We start from the raw sequence: 22,692 nt of genomic DNA on the forward strand, positions 1-22,692 counted from the left end.
GGGTCATTGCGAACCCTGAAATAGTCCAGTTCCTTAATCTTCCTCCCCCTTGAGCCCCTCGACTTTGCTCGGGGTCCTGAGCCTGTCGAAGGAGGGGGAGGACCGAGGTGGGGGTGAAAAAGTATGACCTCTGAAAACTTCCTTGAAAACTTTGAGCATCTTGCTGGTGCACCTAATGGGGTCCCAAAATTAAGAGAATTAGTACTCCAACTAGCTGTACGGGGGAGGCTTGTTCCACAGGATTCTAATGCTGAGCCTGCATCGAATTTGTTGAAAAAGATTGAGGCCGAGAAAAGAAAGCTGGTAGTTGCGAAGGCGATAAGAAACAAGAAGCTGAGCGCTTTGGGAGATGCTCCTTATGAACTCCCAGATAGCTGGTCTTGGGTACTCATCGGGAATATTTGTAGAGATTGGGGTCAAAGAGTACCCGATAAGCTTTTCAGTTATATTGATGTGTCGGCTATCGACAATGAAAAAGGTGCCATTAATGAGCCCACCGTTATTGAAGCAGCTGACGCACCATCTCGGGCAAGAAAATTAGTACGACTGGGGACGGTTATTTATTCGACAGTACGTCCGTACTTGTTGAATGTTGCAGTGATCAACAAGGAGTTGGAACCTGACCCGATTGCTAGTACTGCTTTTGCTATCGTGCATCCCTTAGGGGGGATATCGAGTCGATATGTTTTCTGGTATCTACGCAGCCCCGTATTTATCTCATATGTAGAATCCAAAATGCTTGGTGTTGCTTATCCAGCCATTAATGACAGCCAGTTTTTTTCGGGACTGTTTCCTCTCCCCCCCCTCGAAGAACAAAAACGCATCGTTGCCAAGGTCGATCAACTCATGGCCCTTTGCGATACACTGGAACAGCAGCTAAACTTGGCACAGTCCAAGGCCTCCAAGTATGCAGAAGCTATTGTCGCAGCGATGACGGCTGCCTGATAGTTGCCATATGAGTTGACTTTGCCTGATGCAGCCGCATCAGGTTTTCAGCGACATTCCTACTAAAGAGAGAACCAAACAACTCCCTGTTGGTAGCTAACACTATGAGCACATTCTCTGTTGACTTTTTATAAAGTATCATTATGATACCTTTATGTTGATCGCTAGCAAGGAGGTGCAGATATGCTTGATCCAGGGGAAGCGATTTGGGACGCAAACTGAAACCCCATTATGACCTCAATGAGCTTAAGGAACTGCTTCAGGAAGATGACACTGGTGACATTGTCGGGAAGGCCAGGAAGACAGCTGTCGCGCTTGGTTATAGCGAGGACGATGTGATCAGGAAGGTTCTGGAACTACAGCCAAAACACTTTTTCCTGAGCAAGACAGCGTTTCACGATCCAAAGCTTTGGCATGACTATTACAGACTTCCAGACGATGATAAAGATATCGACCTATTTATCAAACTGCAAAAGGGCCATGACGGAGTGGCCCGGGTGACATCCTTCACGGGATACGATGAGGAGTACGAGAATGTATAAGCACGGACAGGAATGCCCCATCTGTGGCGCGGGGAAGCTGGAGAAGAAAGTCATTGAAGAAACCTTTGAGTACAAAGGCCATTCTCTGGTTATCCCCGACTACATCATCTATGAATGTCCCACCTGTGAGGAAGGCCTCGTTGACAAGAAATCCTCCAGGGATTCTCAAAAGATCCTTAAGGATTTCTTCCGGGAGGTGGATGGACTGCTTCCATCAAAAGACATCAAGAGGATCCGCAAGAAGCTCGGCTACACCCAGGAAGATATGGCCAGGGAGTTAGGAGTTGGTCTTAAGAATTTCGCCCGATATGAAAACGGCCAGGTAATCCAGGGCCGTGCAATGGACCTGCTCTTGCGCGTCTTTGATTTCGATCCGGGAATCTTGGACAGGATAAAGCAGCACGAAAGGCGACAGGTTCTTAGAAACAACATCGTCAGCTTTGAAGAGGCAGCATTCAAATACAGGCAGAAAAAACAGCCTGAGGAGACAGTTGAGCATACTGCTCTGGGGTGGTTGATATGAGAGAAAGTTACAGTTTCAGTTTTAATGATATTAGAATCGTCGATATCATGTTCCATGCGACGCCAAACTGGAAGAAAGGCGAGGGAGATGTTCCTTTAGACACCAGTCTGAACATCGAATACTCACCTAGAGGGAAAAAACTTCTCGTTAGGATCAGCCTTTCTAACGACAATCAATATTCACCTTTCACCTTCATGGTGGCCGGGATAGGTTTCTTTGAGTTTGAAAAGATGCCAAATGAAGAAATCCTTGAAACGGTTGCTCGAGTGAACTGTGCCGCGATCATGTTCCCTTATATCAGGGAGGTCGTTGCCGATCTTACAAGCAGAGCCGGCCTTCCTCCGTTCCATCATTCACCGGTAAATTTCCATGCGCTCTATGAAGAGTACAAGGCCGCTGAGAGCGAAGAACTTGAACAGAAACCGCCGGCACCTGGGAAGAGGGCAAGCGGCAAGAAGAAGCAGACCAAAACCAAATAACCCTGGGGCTGCGTATTCCGGTCCAACCTGACCACCGATTCCGGTGCAAACTGTCCACCCATTCCGACGCAAACTGTCCACCCATTCCATTCCAAACTGTCCACTGATTCCAACGCAAACTGTCCACCGATTCCAGTGCAAACTGACCACTTTTTGGTTAGCCGCCGGAATTGGTTGTCGAATCGGCGTTGACGGCAATGCGGCGCTGGAGAACCTGGTGTAAAACCACCTGAGGTTTGTTTTTTACCCACTTCAGGAGGTGCACCATTGGCGAACAAGAGGTTATCCATGCGCAGGATCAAGGAAGTGTTACGTATTCACTACGAATCGGGCCTGGGGCAGCGGTAGATCGGCCGCGCTGTGGTTAGTTGGCTTTTAACGCTTTTACAGGAACCGAGCTTTCCCCCTGATCAAAGCTTTCCTCCGCCTTTCTCCGTGGCTCCGTGGTGAATCAGCTTTTGCAGTTCTTGCAGGAACCACGTCTTCCCCCAGATCTTGCCTTCCCCTGCGGTTCTCTGCGGCGCGGCCGGGGGTGGCCGCCTCCGCGGCCCTCTGCGTTAAAGCTTTTGATCTATGGGATTGCTTCACACGGGTATCGGTTTCCGTCTACGTTCTACGAACTACGACGCGACAAGCGCAATGACCCGTCTTCGTTCCTGGAACTACGACGCGGCAAGAATGGCTGGATTCCGGGTCATCGCGTTTATTTCACCCTCCCCTCGATCCCCTCCCCTCAGCCGTCTTCGCATAAAGCTTCGCCGTGCCTGGAGGGAGGGGAAGAGTTCGGAATGGGCCTTATTGGACTGCTCTTCCCGGAATGACGTTAGTGGAGGGTTTCCAGCAAATTAGATTTCCTCTGTGACCTCTGAGGCTCTGTGGTGCAAAATATCTCCCTCATAGTAACCGGCCTTTACCCAGCATTGAAGTTTTCCTCCGCCTGTCTCCGTGCCTCCGTGGTGAAAAACATCGCTTGTATGATAACTGTGCTTTATCCAAGATTAAAGCCTTCCTCTGCACCCTGCACTTTACACTCTGCACTGAGCGAAGAACTCAAGTTTTGTGGACAAGTAAGCAGTTTCCCCATAATCTGTATGTATGTCTACAAAACTCAAGTTCTTTGCTACCTGCCCCAAGGGCATCGGTGACATTCTCGCTGCTGAACTCATTTCCTTCGGCGCCGAAGGCACGAAAGAGTCCGCGGCAGGTGTCTCCTTTACCGGGACCCTTGAGACGGCCTATCGAGCCTGTCTGTGGTCCCGGGTTGCCAGCCGGATACTCCTTCCTCTTTCTGAATTTCCCGTAACTTCGGAGGATGATCTTTACCAGGGAGTCAGGGATGTACCATGGGAAGAACACTTTTCCCCCGACTCCACCTTTGCGGTTAGCGCCAGCGGGAATGCCGGAACAGTTGAACACACCCACTTTGCCTCCCTGAAGGTAAAGGATGCCGTTGTGGACAGGTTTCGGGACCTTCTCGGCACACGTCCGTCCATCGACATCAAGCAGCCGGATCTCCGTTTAAACCTTCACCTTGCCCGGGACACGGGAACCGTAAGTCTGGATCTGTCTGGGGAGGCGCTGCACAAACGCGGCTATCGCCATGAAAAGGGGAAGGCCCCTCTGAAGGAAAACCTGGCTGCGGCCATTCTCATAAGGGTGGGGTGGCCGCAATTGGCCATAGACGGCAGTCCTCTTATCGATCCCATGTGTGGATCCGGGACTCTTCCCATCGAAGCTGCGCTTATGGCCGGCGATGTCGCCCCCGGGATCTTGAGGTCTTCTTTCGGCTTCATGGGGTGGAAAAACCACCATACCGGCACCTGGACCAACCTTCAGGTTGAGGCCCGCTACCGCATGAAAGAGGGTTTGGAACGCCTGCCTGTCATCCTGGGTTACGACTCGGACAGAGCTGCTATCAGGGCTGCCCTGGATAACACGCAGAGGGCGGGCCTTGAAAAGCGAATTCACTTTGAGCGTCTCGATCTCCATTCACTGACCGTACCGCCAGCCGTACACGGCAGGAAGGGGCTGGTCATCGTCAACCCCCCATACGGGGAACGTCTGGGAGAAGGGGAGGACCTCAAAGCCCTCTACGCAACAATTGGAGAGCGTTTAAAGACCCAGTTCAGACAGTGGCGGGCCGCTGTTTTCACCGGCAACCCGGAGCTTGGCAAAGAGATGGGCCTGCGGGCTGTGAAGACCAACAACCTTTATAACGGCACCATCAAATGCCGTCTGCTGCACTTCGATGTTCAGGAAGAGCGTTTCACCAGGGGAACCCTGGATGGATCAGCCGAACCAACCCCTGACCCGGAGGCTGGCGCAGATGCCGGGATGTTCGCCAACCGCCTTCGAAAGAATTTGCGGACCCTGGGCAAGTGGGCCGAAAAAGAGGACATCTCGTGCTATCGGCTCTACGATGCCGATGTGCCGGAGTTCAACTTCGCCGTGGATCTTTACGATGACCATGTCCATGTCCAGGAGTATGAGGCGCCCCGTTCCGTGGATCCCGGGCGCGCAGCCGCCCGTCTCGAGGCGGCTCTGGGGAAGATCCAGGAGGTCCTGGGCGTTACGAAGGACGCAGTGCATTTGAAAGTCCGGCGACGACAGCGGGGAGGGTCTCAGTACGATAAAAAAGAGGAACAAAAACAGTTCATGAGGGTAGATGAAGGAGATCTTGATTTCCTTGTAAACCTGACTGACTACCTGGATACGGGACTTTTTCTCGACCATCGGATTACAAGGAGTATGATAAGGGAGCTGGCCGCTGGCAAAAGTTTTCTCAACCTGTTTTGCTACACTGGTTCAGCCACGGTTTACGCCGCGATCGGAGAAGCTTCTTCTACGACTTCCGTTGACATGTCCAACACCTATATCGACTGGGCTCGCCGCAACATGCGCCTGAACTCCTTCGGAGGGCAGCAGCACAGGTTTTTTCGAGCCGACGTTCTCCGGTGGATACGCAAGGAAAAAGGGCGCTATGATCTGATTTTCCTGGACCCTCCCACCTATTCCAGATCAAAAACCATGAACACTGATTTCGATGTGCAGAGGGACCACGTTTCTCTCATCCGGGACACTGCCGGACTTCTCACAACGGGTGGGACACTGCTTTTTTCCACCAATCGCAGGGGGTTTTCTCTTGATAAGGATGCCCTGGACGATCTCAGGATAGAGGATATTACCGACGCCACCATCCCCATGGACTTTAAAAGAAGGCCGGGAATACATAAATGCTTTAAAATCAGAACGCAGAACTCAGAACTCAGCACACAGGAGAAGATCAAAAGCTGAAAACCAAACTTGACAATGCACCGCATAGCCTGTTCGATTTCACGCTTCACTAATCACGGCTCAAACCTTGCTTTCCCCCCTCCTGTCCGTGTAATCTGTTCCTGTTATAATTGGATCAGGCAGGTCATCCGTAGAATATTTCCATCTGAACCCGGAGCAACTCATCCAGGCTGACAAGGAGGCAAGCCATGACAGCTGTTTCCCTGAAAGATTTTACAAAAGCCCTTGAAAGAGGGCGTCCACCCAGCATCGTTCATCTTTTCCCTAACTCCAAGGCGCTCATCGTAAGCGGCAAGGTCATTGACCGGGCTATGATCACCAAGGGCAAGGCTATGACCATCGCCGCCAACGGTCGCAACCAGTTTATCATCCGTGGGGCACTGAAGGCGGCCCAGAGGGCCAATGCGGCGATCATCGTGGAGATCGCCAAATCGGAGGGCGGCGCCGGGGCATACTGTGCAGTGAATTTCTGGAACCTGGCTCGCCTGGTTGATTCTATTGCCAACGAGCTGCACATTACTGTTCCCGTGGCCATACACGCCGACCATTACGGTATCAAGGGAGACGCGGATGTAGAGAGGGCGCGTGTGGAGATCCCCTCCATGTTCGACGCTGGCGTGACATCTATTGCAGTTGATGCCTCCCACCTTCCGGACGAGCAGAACCTTCTGGCCAGTATCGAACTGGCCCAGTATGTCCCGGGCTGGGCAGGGCTGGAAACAGAAGTTGGGGAGATCAAGGGAAAGGAAGGGCTTTCCACGCTGGAAGAAGCCCTCTTCCTCGTTCAGGGGCTCAACGCCCACAACATATTCCCGGACTGGATCGCTTTGAACAACGGGACTACCCACGGCATTGAGGCCAGTGAAGCGGGGATCCAGGTCGAACTTACTTCTGAAATACACAAGGCTCTGAAACCCTATGGGATCTCGGGAGCCCAGCACGGGACCTCTGGAAACAGCAGCGAAAGGCTCCGGAAGATCGCCTCCGAAACATCCACCACCAAAGCCAACGTGGCTACCGCCTTGCAAATGATCTCCTGGGGAGTGAAAGTCAACGATTATGGAAATGCGCAGCTCGCCGAAAACGGTGAATTCATAAAAGACAGCAACGCCGGAGCTGACGACGGGGTGTGGGCTGAGATGGTCGGTTACGCGACGGACAAGGGCTGGAAGAAGGGCGACTACAAGAAACTGAACCTTCCTTTCGAGAACAAGCTTCTTGGCCAGCCAGGAGCTGTTCGGGCCAGGATGGTCAGTGCTGTTGAGGAGTTCACATACGGTCTCCTCACAGAAGTTTTCAACGCCGCTGATACCGCTCCCCTGGCGATAGAGGCGATCCTCTCGGCCGGATCCTTTGATCCTGGACCCAAGGTGGGCCGGATCGAAGACCCCCGTCAATGGACCAAAGTGAAGATCGCCGAAAGGGCCGCAGCCATAGATTCAGACAAGGGCCCGGCCGGGGATTTCGAGGACTAACATTGACAGGGTCGCAAAAAGTCCGTTATCGGCTTTTTGCTCCTCGGAAAGTGAAAAGCGTCGTTTTCACTTTCCTTACAAATCAATGACTTATATGGACAGTCATTGATTCGGGCGCCCCCCTCGGGGCGCGTTGATGACTTTTTGCGAAGTCATCAACATAAAATTCCCGCAATGGGGCGTTGAATTTTATGTCTGGAAAATGCTGGAATAACCCAGACCACTCTAAAACCGGAGATATAGCATGGCGACTGTAACCCTCAAAGGCCAGGAGATCAGGACCAGCGGGGAGCTTCCCGCGGTCGGAAGCAAGGCCCCTGATTTTACCCTTACAAAGAACGATCTTTCCGATGCAACCTACTCTGAATTTGAGGGAAAGAACATCGTTCTCAATATTTTTCTGAGCCTGGATACATCAACGTGCGCCAGGTCGGTTCGCAAGTTTAACGAAATGGCCGCCTCCTTAAAGGACACAGTCGTCCTGTGCGTATCGGAGGATCTGCCCTTTGCCCAGAAACGTTTCTGCGGTGTGGAGGAGATCGAAAACGCCATAACCCTTTCAGCTTTCCGGTATCGCGCTTTTGCCAACAACTACGGGGTCCGGATCCTCTATGGTTCGATGAAGAGTCTCATGGCCAGGTCTGTGATCATCATCAACAAGATGGGACGGGTGATCTACACCGAGCAGGTTCCGGAGATAAGCCAGGAGCCTGATTACGAAGCGGCACTTGAAGCCTTGGGAGGTTAAGGGACAAGGGCAGCAAACCGGGGCTCTCGAATCGGATGCGTCGGCGGCGCCCACAGCTTTAGGGAAAATCGTTTCTTTGACGTCAACCTCCACGACATGAGCGAGCGGGAACTGTGGGAAGTTTGTTCCATCCTGTCCCGGTTCCCATGATCCAGGAAAGTGTTTTTTAAATGAAGATACTCCTTCTTTCAGCTTACGATGCGGCTAGCCACAGAGTTTGGCGTGAGGGACTGGTCCGTCAACTAAACGAACACGACTGGACCGTCCTCACTCTCCCTCCCAGGTTCTTCGCATGGAGGTCCCGCGGCAATCCACTTTCCTGGGTATTCGGCGAGAGTGATATTCTCAAAAAAAAATACGATATCATCGTGGCAACTTCCATGACAAATTTGGCAGCCCTCAAGGGGATAGCCTCCAATCTGGCGGTCATCCCCACCGTGGTCTATTTTCACGAGAACCAGTTCGCTTACCCGGAGCAGCACGAGCGCAAGGAATACCAGAACTACAAGTTCACCAATATCTACACGGCCCTTGCCGCCGACCGTGTTCTGTTCAACTCCCGCTACAATATGGACACCTTTATGGAGGGGGCAGAGGGGCTGCTCTCGGTTATGCCCGATCATGTGCCGAAGGGTATCGTTAAGGCAGTGCAGGACAGATCGGAGGTCCTCTCTGTTCCTCTTGAGGAAGGTTCTTTTATTGCCAGCCCCAGACCACCCGGTGGCCCTCTTGTTGTGGTGTGGAACCACCGGTGGGAGCACGACAAAGCGCCTGATCGATTCTTTCAGGCGCTTTATAAGCTCCGGGATGAAAATATCCCCTTTAAGGTGAATGTTGTGGGTCAACGTTTTCGAGATTGTCCCCCTGAATTTGACAAGGCACGCGAGAGGCTAGGGGACAATATACTGACCTGGGGGTTTGTGGAGGATAAGGTCAAATTCAGGTCTCTTCTGGCTTCCAGTGATGTGGTTATATCCACGGCTCTTCACGATTTTCAGGGACTCGGTGTCCTGGAAGGAGTTGCCGCTGGCTGTCTGCCGGTGATCCCGGACAGGCTGGCCTATCCGGAGTTTTTTCCGGAGGTGTCCCGATATTCCTCATTTGAAGATGATGGGGAAAGGGAGGTTCAGGAACTGGCTGGCCGTCTGGAAGAGCTCTGCCGGGACCCTGAAAAGACGCGAAAGCTGTCTGTGCCGAACCTGGAGCACCTGTCGTGGGAAAATATGGCACCATGCTACAGGGAAATCATAAATTCAGTGTCTAGAGTCTAGTGTCTGGTGTCTAGATTTTAGAACGCAGAACACAGAACGCAGAATAAAATCTTAAACCTCAGACCAATTTTTTAGTTGGACTTTGGACCTTGGACTTTGGACTATCCAGGGACCACCCCGGGTCCCCCTTGTCTTTCCTTTTTTTCTGTGTTAATTACCTGACCCGTTTTATGTGATTTGCCCTCTGACCTTCACGGTAATATATAGTGGAGGGTACAGAGGGTTAGCTTCGCCTGGAAAAGATATATGGAGTTGTGATGAAAAAGACACTGTTCGACCCGGTTCATATCGGGAGCATGGAGCTTTGCAACAGGTTTGTGCGCAGTGCCACATGGGAAGGCATGTGTGATGAACATGGCCGTCCTACTGCCCGGCTGGCGGAACTCTACCGGGAAATGGCCCAGGGGGGAGTGGGACTGATCATAACCGGCTATACCGTGGTTCATCCCAGGGGACGTCAGATGACCGGTGCGATAGGGGCCTGTTCCGACAAACAGATCCCCGTGCTCAGCACTCTTACTGAGGCGGTGCACGGGGCCGGCGGCAAGCTTATGGCCCAGCTCTTTCACGCAGGAGCCCAGACCTCTGTCCGGACAATAGGGGAACCCCCTGTCGGACCTTCCCAGGTGGAAAGTCCGTTTTATTCAGGTGTTCCAGAGGCTATGACAATGGGCCAGGTCGATGAGGTTGTGACCTCTTTTGGCCAGTCGGCCCGCAGGGCCAGAGAAGCAGGGTTCGACGGAGTCCAGCTGCACGGTGCCCACGGATATCTCATTAACCAGTTCCTCTCCCCCCTCACAAACGTGAGAACCGACAAGTACGGCGGTTCTTTAAACAACAGGTTCCGTTTCCTCGAGGAGGTCTATCGGTCCGTGAGAGAGCAGGTTGGTCCGGATTTTCCTGTAGCTATCAAACTCACTGGTTCTGACAACCTCGTGGGAGGACTCCAGATAGAAGATGCCGTTTTCTTTTCCCGGCGACTGGAGGCTCTCGGTATCGACGCCATAGAGGTGAGCGCGGGCACCTCCGGTTCTGGCGAAGGTGTGCCGGTTCGCAAGGCGATCAACAGCCAGGATAAGGAAGGCTATAATGCCGGACTCGCGCGGCGCATCAGTGAAGAAGTGAGTGTACCGGTCATGCTTGTGGGTGGGTTGAGATCCTTTTCGGTCATCAAAAAGCTGCTGGATGAAAAAGTGGCAGATCTTTTCTCCCTCTCCCGGCCCCTCATTCGTGAACCGGACCTCGTGAACATCTGGAGGAAAGATCCTGGCCACCGGTCCACCTGTACTTCATGTAACCTGTGCTTCAGACCAGGTATGAGAGAGGGAGGGATCTACTGCGTCCCCGAAAAAAGACTGCGGGAAAAGAATCCCTGATCTTTTTTCGGGAACGAGCCCAAAGCCTAAAGACCAAAGGCCAAAGGAAAACCGCAGGAAAAGATGGGATTCATTGTTTTTGCCACTACTTTGGACTTTGGATTTTGGGCCTTGGGCTATCTTGATATTTCCCCCGCCTTGTGTCACCCTTTCGGCTGTTCCCACAGTAGAAACATCGCTGGAAAGTGAAAATATTGCTTTAAAATACTTAACCCGCATTTCTCACCAGGGTTCGTCGCGAGGCGGCGTAGACGGGTGTGGATACAAGGCGCGCGACCGAGGGCCCCGCAGGCGTAGTTGACACTACGTTGAGGAGCCCGACCGAGCGCAACGCAGTAGACATGCCCGTATCCGCCGCCGCAGTAGAAGGCTGGTGAGATGTGGGATATGATCCCGAAGTATTTTAAAGGGAGCCTTCATGTCACAGAGATTGATCGTTTGCGGAGCAGGTGTCATCGGCTCGAACCTTGCCAAGTACCTTGCCGAGGAGAGGCACGAGGTCACCCTCATTGAGCAGAAACAGAATGTAGCTGCCCGAGCCACTGAAAAGCTGGATGTCCAGGTAACGGTGGGGTCTGCCTTTGATCCCAAGGTCCTGGAAGAGGCAGGTGTCGGCCAGGCCGACATGGTCATCGCGGTGACCAACTCGGATGTGGCCAACCTGACCATCTGTTCCCTCGCCGCTGCCTTTGGCGCAAAGAAAATGATCGCGCGCGTTCGGGACATAGCCCTGTCAGGGATGGTTGAGCGCCACGGTCGCGGACACTTCCACGTCGATGAGATTATCAACCCCGACGAAGTCGCCGCCCAGACCATTGTCAAGATCATGGAGGCACCCGGCTCAAGTGAAGTTGCTGACTTTGCCGGCGGCAGGATTTTGCTTCGTTCCTTCAATGTATTGGATGAGTCGCCCCTGGTTGGAGAACGTCTGGGTGACCTGAGGGATTCTGAATTCCCTTGGCCCTTCGTCATGGTGGGCATCAACCGTGACGGGAAGATCCATATTCCACGGGGTGACGATGTCGTCGAAACCAGGGACCGGATCTATGTTCTGCTGCCGAAGCCTTCCCTGGCCGAATTCCTCACCTTTGTTCATCCTGGCGTCCGGCTCCCCAAAAAGGTGATCATTTACGGTGCCACCAATACAGGGACAAGCCTGGCCAAAAGCCTTTCGGAAAAGGTTCCGGATGTAGTGCTCCTGGAGGAAAACCGCCTCAAGGCGGAGAAGGTGGCCGGTGAACTGAAAGATGTGAGGGTCATCCACGGACTGGCCTCGGAAGCCGACATTCTCAGGGAGTGCGGTGTGGAAGCTGCGGATGCCTATATAGCGGTGTCTGCCAGCGATCATCATAATCTGATAAGCGCGGTGCTCGCAAAGCAGATGGGAGCCAAGACGACTGTGATAACGACTCACACGCCAGATTACATTCCGATCGTGGCAGGGCTGGGTATTGACGCCTTCATAAACCCAAGGCTGCTCGCCACAGATCAGATCATGCGTTTGGTAAGAGGCGAAAGGATCAGCCACGTGGCAAGCCTCCCCGAGGTAAAGGCGGAGGTTCTCGAACTTGTGGCTGAGCCGGATTCGCCCATCACCAGGAAACCGCTCAAGGATTTCAAATTCCCCAAAAATTCCATCGTTGGAGCAATCTGCAGGGAGGATGAAGTCGTTCTGGCATCAGGCGACAGTCATGTACGGGCGGGTGAACCGGTTGTCGTTTTCTGTCACGAAGATGCGGTCCCGCAAATAGAAAAGCTGTTCACAAAAAGGAAACTTCTCTAGGGTTCCCCCTTCACAGGGCGGAGTTTTCTGGTAGCTACCAGGCATGCATAAAAAACTGGTTTTAAATGTCATATCCAGGATGCTGATGGTCGTGTCCCTTATCATGGTCCTTCCCCTGGGTTGGGCCGTTCTGGATGATCCCTCGAGCGCCGAATCCCGATCGTTTATCATTACCATCCTGCTGGGTCTCGCAATTGTGGCTGTAATACGGAAACTTGCTCCTGCTTCCGGTGATGATTTTGACGTTATGGGAGCCAAGGATGGGCTCGCCATTGTGGGTCTGTCGTGGGTTGCTGTTTCCCTTCTCGGAGCGTTGCCCTTTTACCTGAGCGGTGTGACACCGACCTTTACAGACGCATTTTTTGAGACGGCAAGCGGGTTTACCACTACCGGGGCTACAATCCTCACCTGGATCGAAGGGCAACCCAGAGGCGTGCTGTTCTGGCGGAGCCTTACTCATTGGCTTGGCGGAATGGGGATCATTGTGCTGTCTGTGGCACTTCTCCCGGCCATCGGCAGGGGTGCCTACGCTCTTTACAGGGCGGAAGCGCCGGGGCCAACCGCCGAAAGGGTCAGGCCCAGCATGAAGGAGACGGCCAAGACTCTCTGGACCGTCTACTTCATCCTGAGTGCGGCGGAAGCCCTCCTGCTTCTCGCGGGGGACATGCCGCTGTTCGATGCTCTATGCCACACATTCGGGACCATGGCCACTGGAGGGTTTTCTACAAAAAACGCCAGTATCGCGGCCTACGGCAGCTATATCCAGTGGGTCATCGTCGCGTTCATGTTCCTGGCTGGATGCAACTTTATCCTTCACTATCAGGGGCTGCGAGGGAAGGTGAAAAGTTACTGGCGAAGCGAAGAGTTCAGGGTCTACCTGGCTATCACACTGTTCTTCATCTCCCTGTTTATTTTGATACTTGGCCTTGGTGGAGAGGGTTTTTCTGAATCGACTGTGCGCCAGTCTGCGTTTCAGATCGTGTCCATTTTGACCACCACGGGTTACACAACGGTGGATTTTGGCCTCTGGCCTGCCTTCCTGAAGATCTCCCTCGTTATCCTCATGTTTGTGGGGGGCTGTGCCGGGTCCACAGGTGGGGGGATGAAAGTGATCAGGGTTTATATAGCCCTCAAAACGGGTGCCAAAAGTATCATACAGGTTATCCTCCCCAATGCAGTTATGCCCCTCAAGATCGATTCCAAGCCGGTTTCGGATACCTATGTCGTCAGGGCCGCGGCCTATTTCATTATCTACATGTTCCTTTTCCTCTTTGGAACCGTTGCGATGACTATCACAGAAAATACGGATCTGGTCACAGCTTTTGGTGCCTCTGTAGCCTGTCTATCGAACATCGGCCCTGGTCTCGGCAAGGTAGGTGCGGTTGAGAACTACGCATGGATATCACCGGCAGGCAAGTGGATCCTCTCCTTTCTCATGCTCGCGGGACGCCTGGAACTGTACTCGATCCTTATACTTTTTGTACCGGATACATGGAGAAAGTAAAAATAGCAGAAGGTTGAAGGAAGAAGGAGGAAGGAAAACATATAACTGTATAACTGAATATGTTTTGATGGTAGCAACAGTTCTTCATCCTTCATCCTGCCTCCTTCCCTCTTCCAAAACACTCTCATGAAAACCTCCGACTTCCTGTTACTACTCCTGCTTGTCGCCCTCATCATCGGTATGCTCCTCACCGCCATTTTCGGCCGCGGCAGCAGGCACGGATACGGAATGGCTCCAACCAGCATAAAGACTATTAAACTAGTCAGCATATAAGGCCATTTCTGTAACAACAACTTGACAGCAATGGTGCGAGTTGTTAGATAGTCGATGTAGCCTTTGGAGGGGCGAGGAACTGTTTGCGGAGGATTAAAATGAAGAAGTATATCATCATCGGTTCTGTCGCTGTTTTTGTTCTTGTCGCGGTGTCGGTCTTTGCCCTCCAGGGCAAGAGCGGGCAAGCGGCTGTGGCCGAAGAAGTGGCCCCTCTGGCCGCTGCCACCTCAAGTTCGGGATGTGGCGCCAGCGGATCAGGAGGGTGTGGATCCAGCGCATCAGCCGGTTGCGGCGGCGCTTTGGGCGGCTGTGGCGGGGAGACTTTGAACCCCGATGAAGCCAGGGCCCGAACAGATCAGATAACGGCCTATCTTCAGAACTACTACACAGGGAAGGGCTATGAGAAAGTTCAGGTCAAAATAGACGACTTCGGCTGCCACCAGGAAGCAACCGTTTCCAGCGATGGCCAGGTGGTTGACAGGCTTTCAGTCAGCGGGAACAGTATAACGAAGATAGAGAGTTAAACACGGTGAACTGTGAACCGTGAACAGAATAGACGAAAAGGGCCGGGAATTTCCCGGCCCTTTTTATTTGAAATTTGAGATTGATTTTTATTTCTTCGCCGCCGGCAGTATCAGGTTCAAAGCCACCCCCAGGATACCCGCCAGGCCGATGCCGCCGAGTCCCAGGATCTTCATCCCGCCCAGACCGGAAACGAGGATGAGGGATACGACGATGAGGTTCCTGGGAAGAGAGAGATCATCCCCGGCCCTTACCAGTGTGTTCAGGCCTATCACCGTAATGGCACCGAAGAGAAGGATCATGATCCCGCCCATCACCGGGACCGGGATGGTGGACAGAAGCGCTCCGAACTTGCCTATAAAGGCCAGGGCGATGGCAAAGATGGCGGCCCAGGTCATGACAGCCGGGTTAAAGACCCTGGTGATGGCCACTGCGCCGCTGACCTCTGAGTAGGTGGTATTGGGTGGTCCGCCCAGCAGCGACGCAAAGCTTGTGGCTATCCCGTCCCCAAGGAGAGTCCTGTGTATTCCCGGGTCAGTCACGTAGTCCTTCCCGCTTATGGAGCCGATAGCGAGGATATCCCCGAAGTGTTCGATAGCCGGAGCGATGGCCACCGGGACGATGAAGATGATCGCCTCCCAATTCCAGACAGGGAGGGTGAAGTTGGGCCACGCGATGAAGGCGGCCTCCCTGATGGCGTCGAACTTTACAAGGCCGAGAAGCATTGCGGTCACGTACCCGGTAGCGACTCCGCACAGGATGGGAATGAGGCGCAGCATCCCTTTGGCCATCATGGTCACGAGGACAGTGGTTGCCAGAGAAACGATAGCCACGATGATCGCCTGATTGTAAGGCACCAGAACCAGGGCGCCGTCACCTGATCTTCCCTGGGCCATGTGGACAGCAACAGGAGCGAGCAGGAGGCCGATGACCATGATGACCGGGCCTGTCACGATGGGGGGCAGCACCTTGTGGAGAATGTCCGTCCCCTGCCAGCGCACCAGCTGGCTCAGGATTATATAAACGACACCTGCTGCGGCCAGACCGCACATGGTTCCGGGGATGCCCCACTTTGCCACTCCTACGCTTATGGGAGCGATGAAGGCAAAGGAGGAAGCAAGGAAAATGGGAACCTTTCCCTTGGTGATCAGTTGGAAGATGAGGGTTCCGGCCCCCGCCGTAAACAGTGCTACGTTGGGATCAAGGCCGGTGATAAGAGGCACCAGAACCAGGGCCCCGAAGGCTACGAACAGCATCTGGGCTCCAATGACGCTGTCCCTTATGGAAAAGTTGTAAGCGGTTGATTCCCTCTCGGACACGTTTTCCTCCTTTCCCATAAAACTGGCATGAAAGGTTTGCCAGTTTTATGGATGTTACCTCAGTACGAAACCGGGGATGCAATTCAAACAGCGCCGATCCGCTCATGGTTCAGCGCGCTCCCCTCCCCCATAAAAATTGGTAAGAAATGATTTAAGGTACAAAATAAAAGGGCCGAAAGGCCCTTTTATTTTGTACCGAAAATCTTGTCCCCGGCGTCCCCGAGGCCGGGCAGGATATACCCGATCTCGTTCAGCCGTTCGTCAATAGCGGCGGTATAGACCTCTACGTCAGGGTGGCACTCTTCCAGCTTCTTCAACCCTTCGGGGGCGGCTACCAGGAAAAGACCCTTGATCCGGTTGCAGCCGTCTCTCTTGAGCATATCCACTGCGGTGCAAAGGGTGCCGCCGGTGGCCAGCATCGGGTCCAGTATGAGAGCGATCCTGTCCTGTATGTTGCTGGTCATTTTCTCGTAGTAGACTACCGGCTCGAGGGTTTCTTCGTTGCGATACATCCCAACGATGCTCACCCTTGTACTGGGGATGAGATCCAGGACCCCGTCCATCATCCCGAGGCCGGCCCGAAGGATAGGCACAACGGTGATCTTCTTGCCTTTGATCTTCTCCACATTTACCGGCCCAGCCCAGCCCTGGATAACCCCAGGTTCAGTGGGAAGGTCCTTGGTCGCTTCGTAGGTGAGCAGGCGTGCTACCTCGGAGGCCAGTTCACGAAAATCCTTGGTGCTGATATCGTGGCGCCGCATAAGGCCCAGCTTGTGTTTGATCAGAGGATGATCGACAACGGTCACCTGCATGAATGAGATACTCCCGGGAATATTGCGGTGGAAAGTCGGAACTACGGGACTGGAAGCCCCCCTCCCTTAACCCGAATAATAGTATAGCCGATGAGTTGGGGAAAGGGAATAAAGAATTGTTAGTCTCCAGTGATCAGTGGTCAGTAATCGGTAATCAGGGGGGAAAACAGTAATCTGTGATCCGTAATCCGTGATCAGAAAATTCAAACCAGAATATGATAATTCTGCATTATCTCACGTATCTGCTTGACAGAATAAATGGTGTGGATTCAGCCTTCACGCTTCACGGATAAGGTTCTCAACAGGCACCCACTCCCTCCCCAGCGCCTGGGCAACCGGCTCGCAGGTGATGTGTCCATCCCAGGTGTTGGCTCCCAGGGCCAGCCCGGAGTCGGATCTCAATGCCGCAACCGGATCTGCCGCGAGCCTGAGGCAGTAGGGCAGGGTAACGTTGGTCAAGGCTATGGTGCTGGTAGCGGGGACGGAACCCGGGATGTTGGGCACACAATAGTGAATGACGCCCTCCTCCACATAGGTGGGCTGGGAGTGGGAGGTGGCACGGCTGGTTTCCCCCATACCGCCCTGGTCGATGGATACATCAACGAAAACTGAGCCGGGTCTCATGCCTTTAAGGACTTCCCTCGTTACGATCCTGGGTGCCAGAGCCCCCGGAAGAAGTACGGCTCCCACGAGCATGTCGCATGAGGCGGCAGCCTCCCTGATGTTCCGGGAGTTTGACATGAGAGTAACCACCTTACCGTCGAAAACATCGTCGATGTAGCTGAGACGGCTGTGATTCGTATCGATGATCACCACCTGGGCTCCCAGGCCGTAGGCGACCTTGGCGGCGCTTATCCCGACGTTCCCTCCCCCGATAATGACGATCCGGCCATGCTTGGTGCCAGGCACTCCCCCCAGCAGCCGGCCAATGCCCCCCTTTTCCTTCTGCAGGTAGGCCGCTCCAAGCTGTACTGCCATTTTACCGGCCACCTGGCTCATGGGGGCAAGAAGAGGGAGGCTTCCATCGGCTCCCTGTATCGTTTCGTAAGCGACGGAACGGATCTGACCTTCGATGAGGCTGTTCACCAGGTCCGGAAGGGGAGCCAGGTGGAGAAAGGCGAAAAGGAGCTGGCCCTTTTTCATGAGATCGTATTCGGGCAGCAGCGGCTCCTTGACCTTCATGATGAGCTCCGAGCTTTCCCACAACGCCGGGGCATCCGGGAGGATAGTTGCTCCGGCACTCCTGAATTCCTCATCGGAGATGAAGCTGCCCTCTCCTGCCCCCTTCTGTATCAGTACATTGTGACCGTGGCGGACAAGATCTTCGACTCCGGATGGAACGATACCGACCCGGTATTCATTGTCTTTGATCTCCGTGGGTATCCCGATCCTCATAACTTGACCTCCTGGCCTGCTAATTCATGCCAGACCCTGAAAATTGTTGATGGCTTCGTAATTGGCATTATCAAGAAGGTGCTGTTTAGGGTATGTTATCTTTTGTAGTATATCCGATGCAAGTGGCTATATGCCATTTGCATCTGAATAGACCAGGGAGGTAACAATATGAGCCAGAAAGAGATCCCGAAAAAAGAGCGTGGTATGCCGGTTAGCGAGGCCACAGACCTTGCGGAACTGGTTCAGTATGGAGATGGAGCTGTGGTGAGCAGGACCCTTATTCAGGCAGCTGTGGGTACAGTCACTGTTTTCGCTTTTGACAAGGGGCAGGGGCTCAGCACCCATTCAGCCCCCTTCGACGCCCTCGTTCAGATTCTGGACGGAAGCGCCGAAATAACTATCGGGGAGAAAACGGTTCCGGTATCCGCGGGTGAATCCCTTCTCATGCCGGCGGATATCCCCCACGCCCTGAATGCCACTGAACGGTTCAAGATGCTCCTTACTATGATAAGGGAGAAGAAACAGTGAGCAGAGATCTCGCTGTTTCTTCGTGAAAAGTGAACCGTGAACGGTAATCTGTGAAGGCAGTTAACGGTGATCGGTGAACCGCAACAACATAAGACAACATGCATTTTAATTATTTTCAATTCATGCTTGACATATAACTGCATGGGTTGTTTGTTTTCACGGTTCACGGTTCACGGTTCACGGTTCACGGTTCACGGTTCACGGTTCACGGTTCACGGTTCACGGTTCACGGGTACTGAGGTAAAGCAATGTCCAAAGATCTATCAAAGCACATCCAGTTCATGGAGCAGGAAGTTCCCTTCAACCGCTATCTGGGGTTTAAGGTGCTGCATTCTGAGGAAGGGTTTGTCAGGGTGCTGATACCCTTCAGGCCTGAATTTATAGGGGATCCAAGGCGTCCCGCACTCCACGGAGGGATCTTTTCCGCCGTTATCGATGCGTGCGGCGGGTTGGCCGTGTGGACCCTGTTCGATGTCAAGGCTCTCATCTCCACAGTGGACATGCGGGTGGATTACCTTCGGCCCGGTCCGGACAGCGATATCGTTGCGGAATCAAGAGTCGTGCGCATGGGCAACCGTGTGAGCGTGGTCAATACCATCGTTTACCCTGAAGGCAGCAATGATGATATCCTCGCCGAGGGACGGGCGGTTTACAATACGCGAAAGGCTCAAAGCGACTGAAATTCTTCCTGCCTTTACCGATGATCCCACCGTCTGTACGGTAAAGATTTCCTGTTTGTATTGATTATCAAGTCCTTTTGTCCACTTGAAGTAACCCCGCCAGTATGATACAAATAATCTAACAACCGTAACCAGTTATTGACGGTTATGCTTTTATGCTCTGCAAATGGGGGTGTAGTTGGTGTAGCTGAGGTCCGCAAGGTTCAAGTGCTTTTCTTCCAGAACCCAGCTTCATTTTTTATTCTATTCCAGTCCAGGTTGTTTTCATTGTTCATGTCCAGCTTTTAGAAAGGGGTAAAGGGGCCATGCCGCGGTTGACGCTGAAGATCCTGGGTAAGGCTACCGTTTTCGGGCTCGTTCTGGCGGCGCTCGGATTTGTCGTTTCCTGCGCTTCCATGAAAACCAGTCGTCCCGTGGTTCCCATGAGGGAGTATGAAAGGGTGCTGGTGGGCTCCATGGCGGCCGAGTATGTGGGAAACGAGGATTGTCTCAAGGCGTGCCATGACCACGATCAGACCGCTGCGTTTCTTGCCGAAAGTGTCCACGGCCACCAGAAGGTCGAGGGCACGGACAGGCTTCTCGTCAACTGTGAAACCTGCCACGGTCCCGGCAGCGAGGCGATAGCGCCGGACTTTATCAGCAAGCACAACCGGTGCGATACCACCCAGTTCGTCCCCCTTCAGGCGTTGCCGGCAGCGGCCCTTTCCATGCTCTGTCTCAAGTGCCACAGCTCCTACTCCATGGCCAACATACAGTACTGGCCCTTCAGTGATCATGCTCTGGGTGAGATCAGCTGCTCTGACTGCCACAAGCTGCACCGGAGTTCTCAGCAGAAAATCAAGGGCGCTCAGATCAACCAGCAATGTATGGGCTGCCACGACAGCGTCAGGGCGGAGTTTTCCTTCACCGCAAGACACCCAGTTCCGGAGGGCAAAATGCTCTGCACCGACTGTCACGAACCCCATGGCAGCCAGGCTCCCCGCGGCCTCGTGGCGCTGGACCAGAAAGGCCTGTGCCTCAACTGCCACGGACAGCTCGTCGGCCCCTTCACCTGGGAGCATGCCGACGTCACCGATGAGTGCACGGCATGCCATTCGCCCCACGGGTCCGTATTCGCTGATATGCTCAAGGTCCAGGAACCGTTCCTGTGTCTTCAGTGCCATGCAGGACATACCGATTTCAGCACACCGGCGTCTCCCTCGGCGAGCATAAAGGGAGCTTTCTACACCCGCTGCACCAACTGTCACTCCCAGATACACGGTTCCGATACAAGGGGACCGCATCCGGGCAGTGGCCTGATCCAGTAGGGGACCGGATTATAAAGGCTGGAGGGTTCGAATGAGGGGAAAGCGTTATAAAGTACTGACGATCATTTCCATCGCCCTGTGGGTTTTCCTGGGGGGGGCGGCCCTGGCTGCTGAGGTTGATGAGCAGCTGGAGGGGTGCGGTGAAGAGGCCAGAAGAGGTTATGGGCTCTGTGTAGGTTACGAGGAACTGTCCATCGACGGTGGCGGCGAAACCCTCTTTCCCTACAGGCTCCTGGACTCGCATCCCGTGGCAAGGGGCCACTACCAGGAGCTCCTCAAAGACGGCCTGCTCAGCCTTTCCTTCTCCTATGAAGGAGAGGACTACTATAATTTTAACGGTGATTACTACGGGCTTACCGATACCGTGGTGGTCTGGTCCCAGAAGTTCGTGAAGAACCTCGAGCACCAGAACCTGCCCGGGCCATTCAATACTTCAGGTGCACCCCTTTACTGGTCCGAGGATATGGACCCCGGGGACGCATATCACCTGGACCAGCAGGAGAGCTACGCCAGTTTCAAGTACAAGTGGCACAGTTACCCGGCCAACGTGTCGGTGGCCATCCGCCAGTATACCACTGAGGGTGAAAAACAGCAGTTCTTTCTCAATGAGAACTGTGCCACCAACTGTCACGCCGTGTCACAGACCAGGAGTGTCAAAACTTCCACCGACCAGGTCTTTTTAAACGGTTCAACCCATCTGGGACTGGTGGATGTTTCCTACAATTACAGAGGTGCACAGTTCACTGACGACATGCCTGATCCGGTCTATGCTTTCGGTTCCATCCCCAGCTATTCGGGAACCCGGGATGTTCACAACACCTACCCGGATCTGGATTCATCAGAACACCTTCTCAGCGTCAGCACCAACCACACAGGACGTTTTTCCGGTCTCCTGGGTCTGGGTATGGGAGACAGGGAGAACCTGGATTCAGGAGCATCCGAGAAATACCAGCAACTGCAGGGACGCTTTCTGTGGCGGCCCAGCAAAACGGTGGCGATGTTCCTGGACTCCAAACAGCTTTATCAGCAGGACGACAAACCGTCCGCTGCTCTGGAAGCTGTGAAGACCGCTGACGGGGCTCCCCTGCGCTACGGGTCGGTTCAAAATCGGCACAAGCTGACAGTCATTTACTATCCCATGGACATCCTGGACCTCAAAGGGGAGCTGACCTATTCGGATACAGAAAGGGAAGACAACGAACTGTGGGGTCTTCCCGATGACACCTCCTCCAGCGAATGGAGTCTTGCAGCACGAATAAAGCCTGCTTCAAAGGTAAAGATCAAAGCAACCTATGCCGACAGGATCACCGATAACCCGGCTTACCCGTCTTCAGCCACCGACAGCCGTAAAATGCTGCTCTCCGGTCAATGGGTCCCCCTGAACGGTTTGTGCTTTGAAGCCGATCTCAAGGATTTTTCCGATGAGAACACCGACAGCGGCCAGACCAATAACCGTCAGATCCTGGGCGCCGCGATCACATACACCCCCCCAAAGCCTTTCTCCCTCGCCTTCAGGGTGTACCAGTTCACCAACGATATATCAGCCGATCTTACCTTCGCTGATACTTCTCCCTCGCCCATTATCGATGAGGGTGTTCCCTACGCCGCGGACGGGACACAATATATGCTGCAGGGTGTCTGGAGCGCGAGCAAGAAGCTTCAGGTAACCGGTCAATACAGCTACCTCATGGCGGAGGGGTCTTACGATGCTGGCATAACCGGCTTTGCTGATGTGGGAGGTTACTCGGGACTCGATGCCGTCCAGCAGGAGTCGTCCCTGGATCTCAATTACACCATGAACGATGGCTGGGGAGTGTCAGCCCGGCTTGCCCAACTGTCCTACGAAGACAAACAAAGTGATCTGGCGGATGAGGATATAAGCCAGGTTTCGGCTTCCGTGACGAGGAAATGGTGAG

At 53.6% G+C, this 22,692-nt stretch carries 20 protein-coding genes; 17 read left to right on the forward strand and 3 right to left on the reverse strand.

Going from position 1 to position 22,692, the window contains the following annotated elements; all coding sequences use genetic code 11:
* Positions 1–123: 123 nt before the first annotated feature.
* The 13 genes from P1S59_07695 to P1S59_07755 all read left to right on the forward strand — a co-directional run bounded on the left by P1S59_07695 (position 124) and on the right by P1S59_07755 (position 14,737).
* On the forward strand, positions 124–945 hold the full coding sequence (locus P1S59_07695; GenBank protein ID MDF1526133.1) for a restriction endonuclease subunit S: 822 nt from the start codon (positions 124–126) through the stop codon (positions 943–945).
* Positions 946–1,151: 206 nt separating this feature from the next.
* On the forward strand, positions 1,152–1,487 hold the full coding sequence (locus tag P1S59_07700) for a type II toxin-antitoxin system MqsR family toxin (protein MDF1526134.1): 336 nt from the start codon (positions 1,152–1,154) through the stop codon (positions 1,485–1,487).
* Positions 1,480–2,010, forward strand: coding sequence for a type II toxin-antitoxin system MqsA family antitoxin (locus P1S59_07705; GenBank protein ID MDF1526135.1), 531 nt, complete (start codon positions 1,480–1,482; stop codon positions 2,008–2,010). The genes P1S59_07700 and P1S59_07705 overlap by 8 nt, the downstream gene beginning before the upstream one ends.
* A complete protein-coding gene (locus P1S59_07710) occupies positions 2,007–2,489 on the forward strand; it encodes a protein-export chaperone SecB (protein MDF1526136.1) in 483 nt (160 codons plus the stop codon). Before P1S59_07705 ends, P1S59_07710 begins: the two co-directional genes overlap by 4 nt.
* Positions 2,490–3,584: 1,095 nt before the next feature.
* Positions 3,585–5,783, forward strand: a complete 2,199-nt coding sequence (rlmKL, locus tag P1S59_07715; protein MDF1526137.1) for a bifunctional 23S rRNA (guanine(2069)-N(7))-methyltransferase RlmK/23S rRNA (guanine(2445)-N(2))-methyltransferase RlmL — start codon at positions 3,585–3,587, stop codon at positions 5,781–5,783.
* Between the two features lie 188 nt (positions 5,784–5,971).
* Positions 5,972–7,258: a class II fructose-bisphosphate aldolase gene (locus P1S59_07720; protein ID MDF1526138.1), complete on the forward strand. Its 1,287-nt coding sequence runs from the start codon at positions 5,972–5,974 to the stop codon at positions 7,256–7,258.
* 244 nt (positions 7,259–7,502) lie between these two features.
* Entirely contained in the window at positions 7,503–8,006 is a 504-nt protein-coding gene (gene tpx, locus P1S59_07725; protein MDF1526139.1) for a thiol peroxidase, read from the forward strand.
* A 170-nt stretch (positions 8,007–8,176) separates the two neighbouring features.
* Positions 8,177–9,277, forward strand: a complete 1,101-nt coding sequence (locus P1S59_07730) for a DUF3524 domain-containing protein (GenBank protein MDF1526140.1) — start codon at positions 8,177–8,179, stop codon at positions 9,275–9,277.
* A 257-nt stretch (positions 9,278–9,534) separates the two neighbouring features.
* Positions 9,535–10,653 carry an NADH:flavin oxidoreductase gene (locus P1S59_07735; GenBank protein MDF1526141.1) on the forward strand — a complete coding sequence of 373 codons (1,119 nt, stop codon included), beginning with the start codon at positions 9,535–9,537 and terminating at the stop codon, positions 10,651–10,653.
* A 418-nt stretch (positions 10,654–11,071) separates the two neighbouring features.
* Entirely contained in the window at positions 11,072–12,436 is a 1,365-nt protein-coding gene (gene trkA, locus P1S59_07740) for a Trk system potassium transporter TrkA (GenBank protein MDF1526142.1), read from the forward strand.
* A 43-nt stretch (positions 12,437–12,479) separates the two neighbouring features.
* The gene (locus tag P1S59_07745; protein MDF1526143.1) at positions 12,480–13,940 is read left to right on the forward strand and encodes a TrkH family potassium uptake protein; all 1,461 of its coding nucleotides are present in this window, start codon (positions 12,480–12,482) and stop codon (positions 13,938–13,940) included.
* A 126-nt stretch (positions 13,941–14,066) separates the two neighbouring features.
* Positions 14,067–14,213, forward strand: coding sequence for a hypothetical protein (locus P1S59_07750; protein MDF1526144.1), 147 nt, complete (start codon positions 14,067–14,069; stop codon positions 14,211–14,213).
* A 98-nt stretch (positions 14,214–14,311) separates the two neighbouring features.
* Positions 14,312–14,737 carry a hypothetical protein gene (locus P1S59_07755; GenBank protein MDF1526145.1) on the forward strand — a complete coding sequence of 142 codons (426 nt, stop codon included), beginning with the start codon at positions 14,312–14,314 and terminating at the stop codon, positions 14,735–14,737.
* Between the two features lie 87 nt (positions 14,738–14,824).
* Here the strand turns inward: P1S59_07755 and P1S59_07760 are convergent, their stop codons facing one another.
* The 3 genes from P1S59_07760 to ald all read right to left on the reverse strand — a co-directional run bounded on the left by P1S59_07760 (position 14,825) and on the right by ald (position 18,261).
* Positions 14,825–15,991 (reverse strand): uracil-xanthine permease family protein, encoded by a 1,167-nt coding sequence (locus tag P1S59_07760; protein ID MDF1526146.1) that lies wholly within the window; start codon positions 15,989–15,991, stop codon positions 14,825–14,827.
* 248 nt (positions 15,992–16,239) lie between these two features.
* Positions 16,240–16,866 (reverse strand): uracil phosphoribosyltransferase, encoded by a 627-nt coding sequence (gene upp / locus P1S59_07765; protein MDF1526147.1) that lies wholly within the window; start codon positions 16,864–16,866, stop codon positions 16,240–16,242.
* A gap of 276 nt (positions 16,867–17,142) precedes the next feature.
* The gene (ald, locus tag P1S59_07770) at positions 17,143–18,261 is read right to left on the reverse strand and encodes an alanine dehydrogenase (GenBank protein MDF1526148.1); all 1,119 of its coding nucleotides are present in this window, start codon (positions 18,259–18,261) and stop codon (positions 17,143–17,145) included.
* Positions 18,262–18,429: 168 nt separating this feature from the next.
* On the opposite strand from ald, the gene P1S59_07775 reads away from it, so the two are divergent.
* The 4 genes from P1S59_07775 to P1S59_07790 all read left to right on the forward strand — a co-directional run bounded on the left by P1S59_07775 (position 18,430) and on the right by P1S59_07790 (position 22,691).
* Positions 18,430–18,789, forward strand: a complete 360-nt coding sequence (locus P1S59_07775; protein ID MDF1526149.1) for a cupin domain-containing protein — start codon at positions 18,430–18,432, stop codon at positions 18,787–18,789.
* A gap of 248 nt (positions 18,790–19,037) precedes the next feature.
* Entirely contained in the window at positions 19,038–19,469 is a 432-nt protein-coding gene (locus P1S59_07780; protein MDF1526150.1) for a hotdog fold thioesterase, read from the forward strand.
* 305 nt (positions 19,470–19,774) lie between these two features.
* Positions 19,775–20,776: a DmsE family decaheme c-type cytochrome gene (locus P1S59_07785; protein ID MDF1526151.1), complete on the forward strand. Its 1,002-nt coding sequence runs from the start codon at positions 19,775–19,777 to the stop codon at positions 20,774–20,776.
* A 31-nt stretch (positions 20,777–20,807) separates the two neighbouring features.
* Positions 20,808–22,691 carry a hypothetical protein gene (locus P1S59_07790; GenBank protein ID MDF1526152.1) on the forward strand — a complete coding sequence of 628 codons (1,884 nt, stop codon included), beginning with the start codon at positions 20,808–20,810 and terminating at the stop codon, positions 22,689–22,691.
* Position 22,692 lies beyond the last annotated feature (1 nt).

It is taken from the genome of bacterium, from assembly GCA_029210965.1.
Classification (GTDB): domain Bacteria; phylum BMS3Abin14; class BMS3Abin14; order BMS3Abin14; family BMS3Abin14; genus JALHUC01.

What these genes read in the sequence shown, in the direction of transcription:
- P1S59_07695 (MDF1526133.1), top strand. Translation starts at nt 124, where the DNA reads ATGACCTCTGAAAACTTCCTTGAAAACTTTGAGCATCTTGCTGGTGCA.
- P1S59_07705 (MDF1526135.1), top strand. Translation starts at nt 1,480, where the DNA reads ATGTATAAGCACGGACAGGAATGCCCCATCTGTGGCGCGGGGAAGCTG.
- P1S59_07710 (MDF1526136.1), top strand. Translation starts at nt 2,007, where the DNA reads ATGAGAGAAAGTTACAGTTTCAGTTTTAATGATATTAGAATCGTCGAT.
- rlmKL (MDF1526137.1), top strand. Translation starts at nt 3,585, where the DNA reads ATGTCTACAAAACTCAAGTTCTTTGCTACCTGCCCCAAGGGCATCGGT.
- P1S59_07720 (MDF1526138.1), top strand. Translation starts at nt 5,972, where the DNA reads ATGACAGCTGTTTCCCTGAAAGATTTTACAAAAGCCCTTGAAAGAGGG.
- tpx (MDF1526139.1), top strand. Translation starts at nt 7,503, where the DNA reads ATGGCGACTGTAACCCTCAAAGGCCAGGAGATCAGGACCAGCGGGGAG.
- P1S59_07730 (MDF1526140.1), top strand. Translation starts at nt 8,177, where the DNA reads ATGAAGATACTCCTTCTTTCAGCTTACGATGCGGCTAGCCACAGAGTT.
- P1S59_07735 (MDF1526141.1), top strand. Translation starts at nt 9,535, where the DNA reads ATGAAAAAGACACTGTTCGACCCGGTTCATATCGGGAGCATGGAGCTT.
- trkA (MDF1526142.1), top strand. Translation starts at nt 11,072, where the DNA reads ATGTCACAGAGATTGATCGTTTGCGGAGCAGGTGTCATCGGCTCGAAC.
- P1S59_07745 (MDF1526143.1), top strand. Translation starts at nt 12,480, where the DNA reads ATGCATAAAAAACTGGTTTTAAATGTCATATCCAGGATGCTGATGGTC.
- P1S59_07750 (MDF1526144.1), top strand. Translation starts at nt 14,067, where the DNA reads ATGAAAACCTCCGACTTCCTGTTACTACTCCTGCTTGTCGCCCTCATC.
- P1S59_07755 (MDF1526145.1), top strand. Translation starts at nt 14,312, where the DNA reads ATGAAGAAGTATATCATCATCGGTTCTGTCGCTGTTTTTGTTCTTGTC.
- P1S59_07760 (MDF1526146.1), bottom strand. Translation starts at nt 15,991, where the DNA reads ATGCTGTTCGTAGCCTTCGGGGCCCTGGTTCTGGTGCCTCTTATCACC.
- upp (MDF1526147.1), bottom strand. Translation starts at nt 16,866, where the DNA reads ATGCAGGTGACCGTTGTCGATCATCCTCTGATCAAACACAAGCTGGGC.
- ald (MDF1526148.1), bottom strand. Translation starts at nt 18,261, where the DNA reads ATGAGGATCGGGATACCCACGGAGATCAAAGACAATGAATACCGGGTC.
- P1S59_07775 (MDF1526149.1), top strand. Translation starts at nt 18,430, where the DNA reads ATGAGCCAGAAAGAGATCCCGAAAAAAGAGCGTGGTATGCCGGTTAGC.
- P1S59_07780 (MDF1526150.1), top strand. Translation starts at nt 19,038, where the DNA reads ATGTCCAAAGATCTATCAAAGCACATCCAGTTCATGGAGCAGGAAGTT.
- P1S59_07785 (MDF1526151.1), top strand. Translation starts at nt 19,775, where the DNA reads ATGCCGCGGTTGACGCTGAAGATCCTGGGTAAGGCTACCGTTTTCGGG.
- P1S59_07790 (MDF1526152.1), top strand. Translation starts at nt 20,808, where the DNA reads ATGAGGGGAAAGCGTTATAAAGTACTGACGATCATTTCCATCGCCCTG.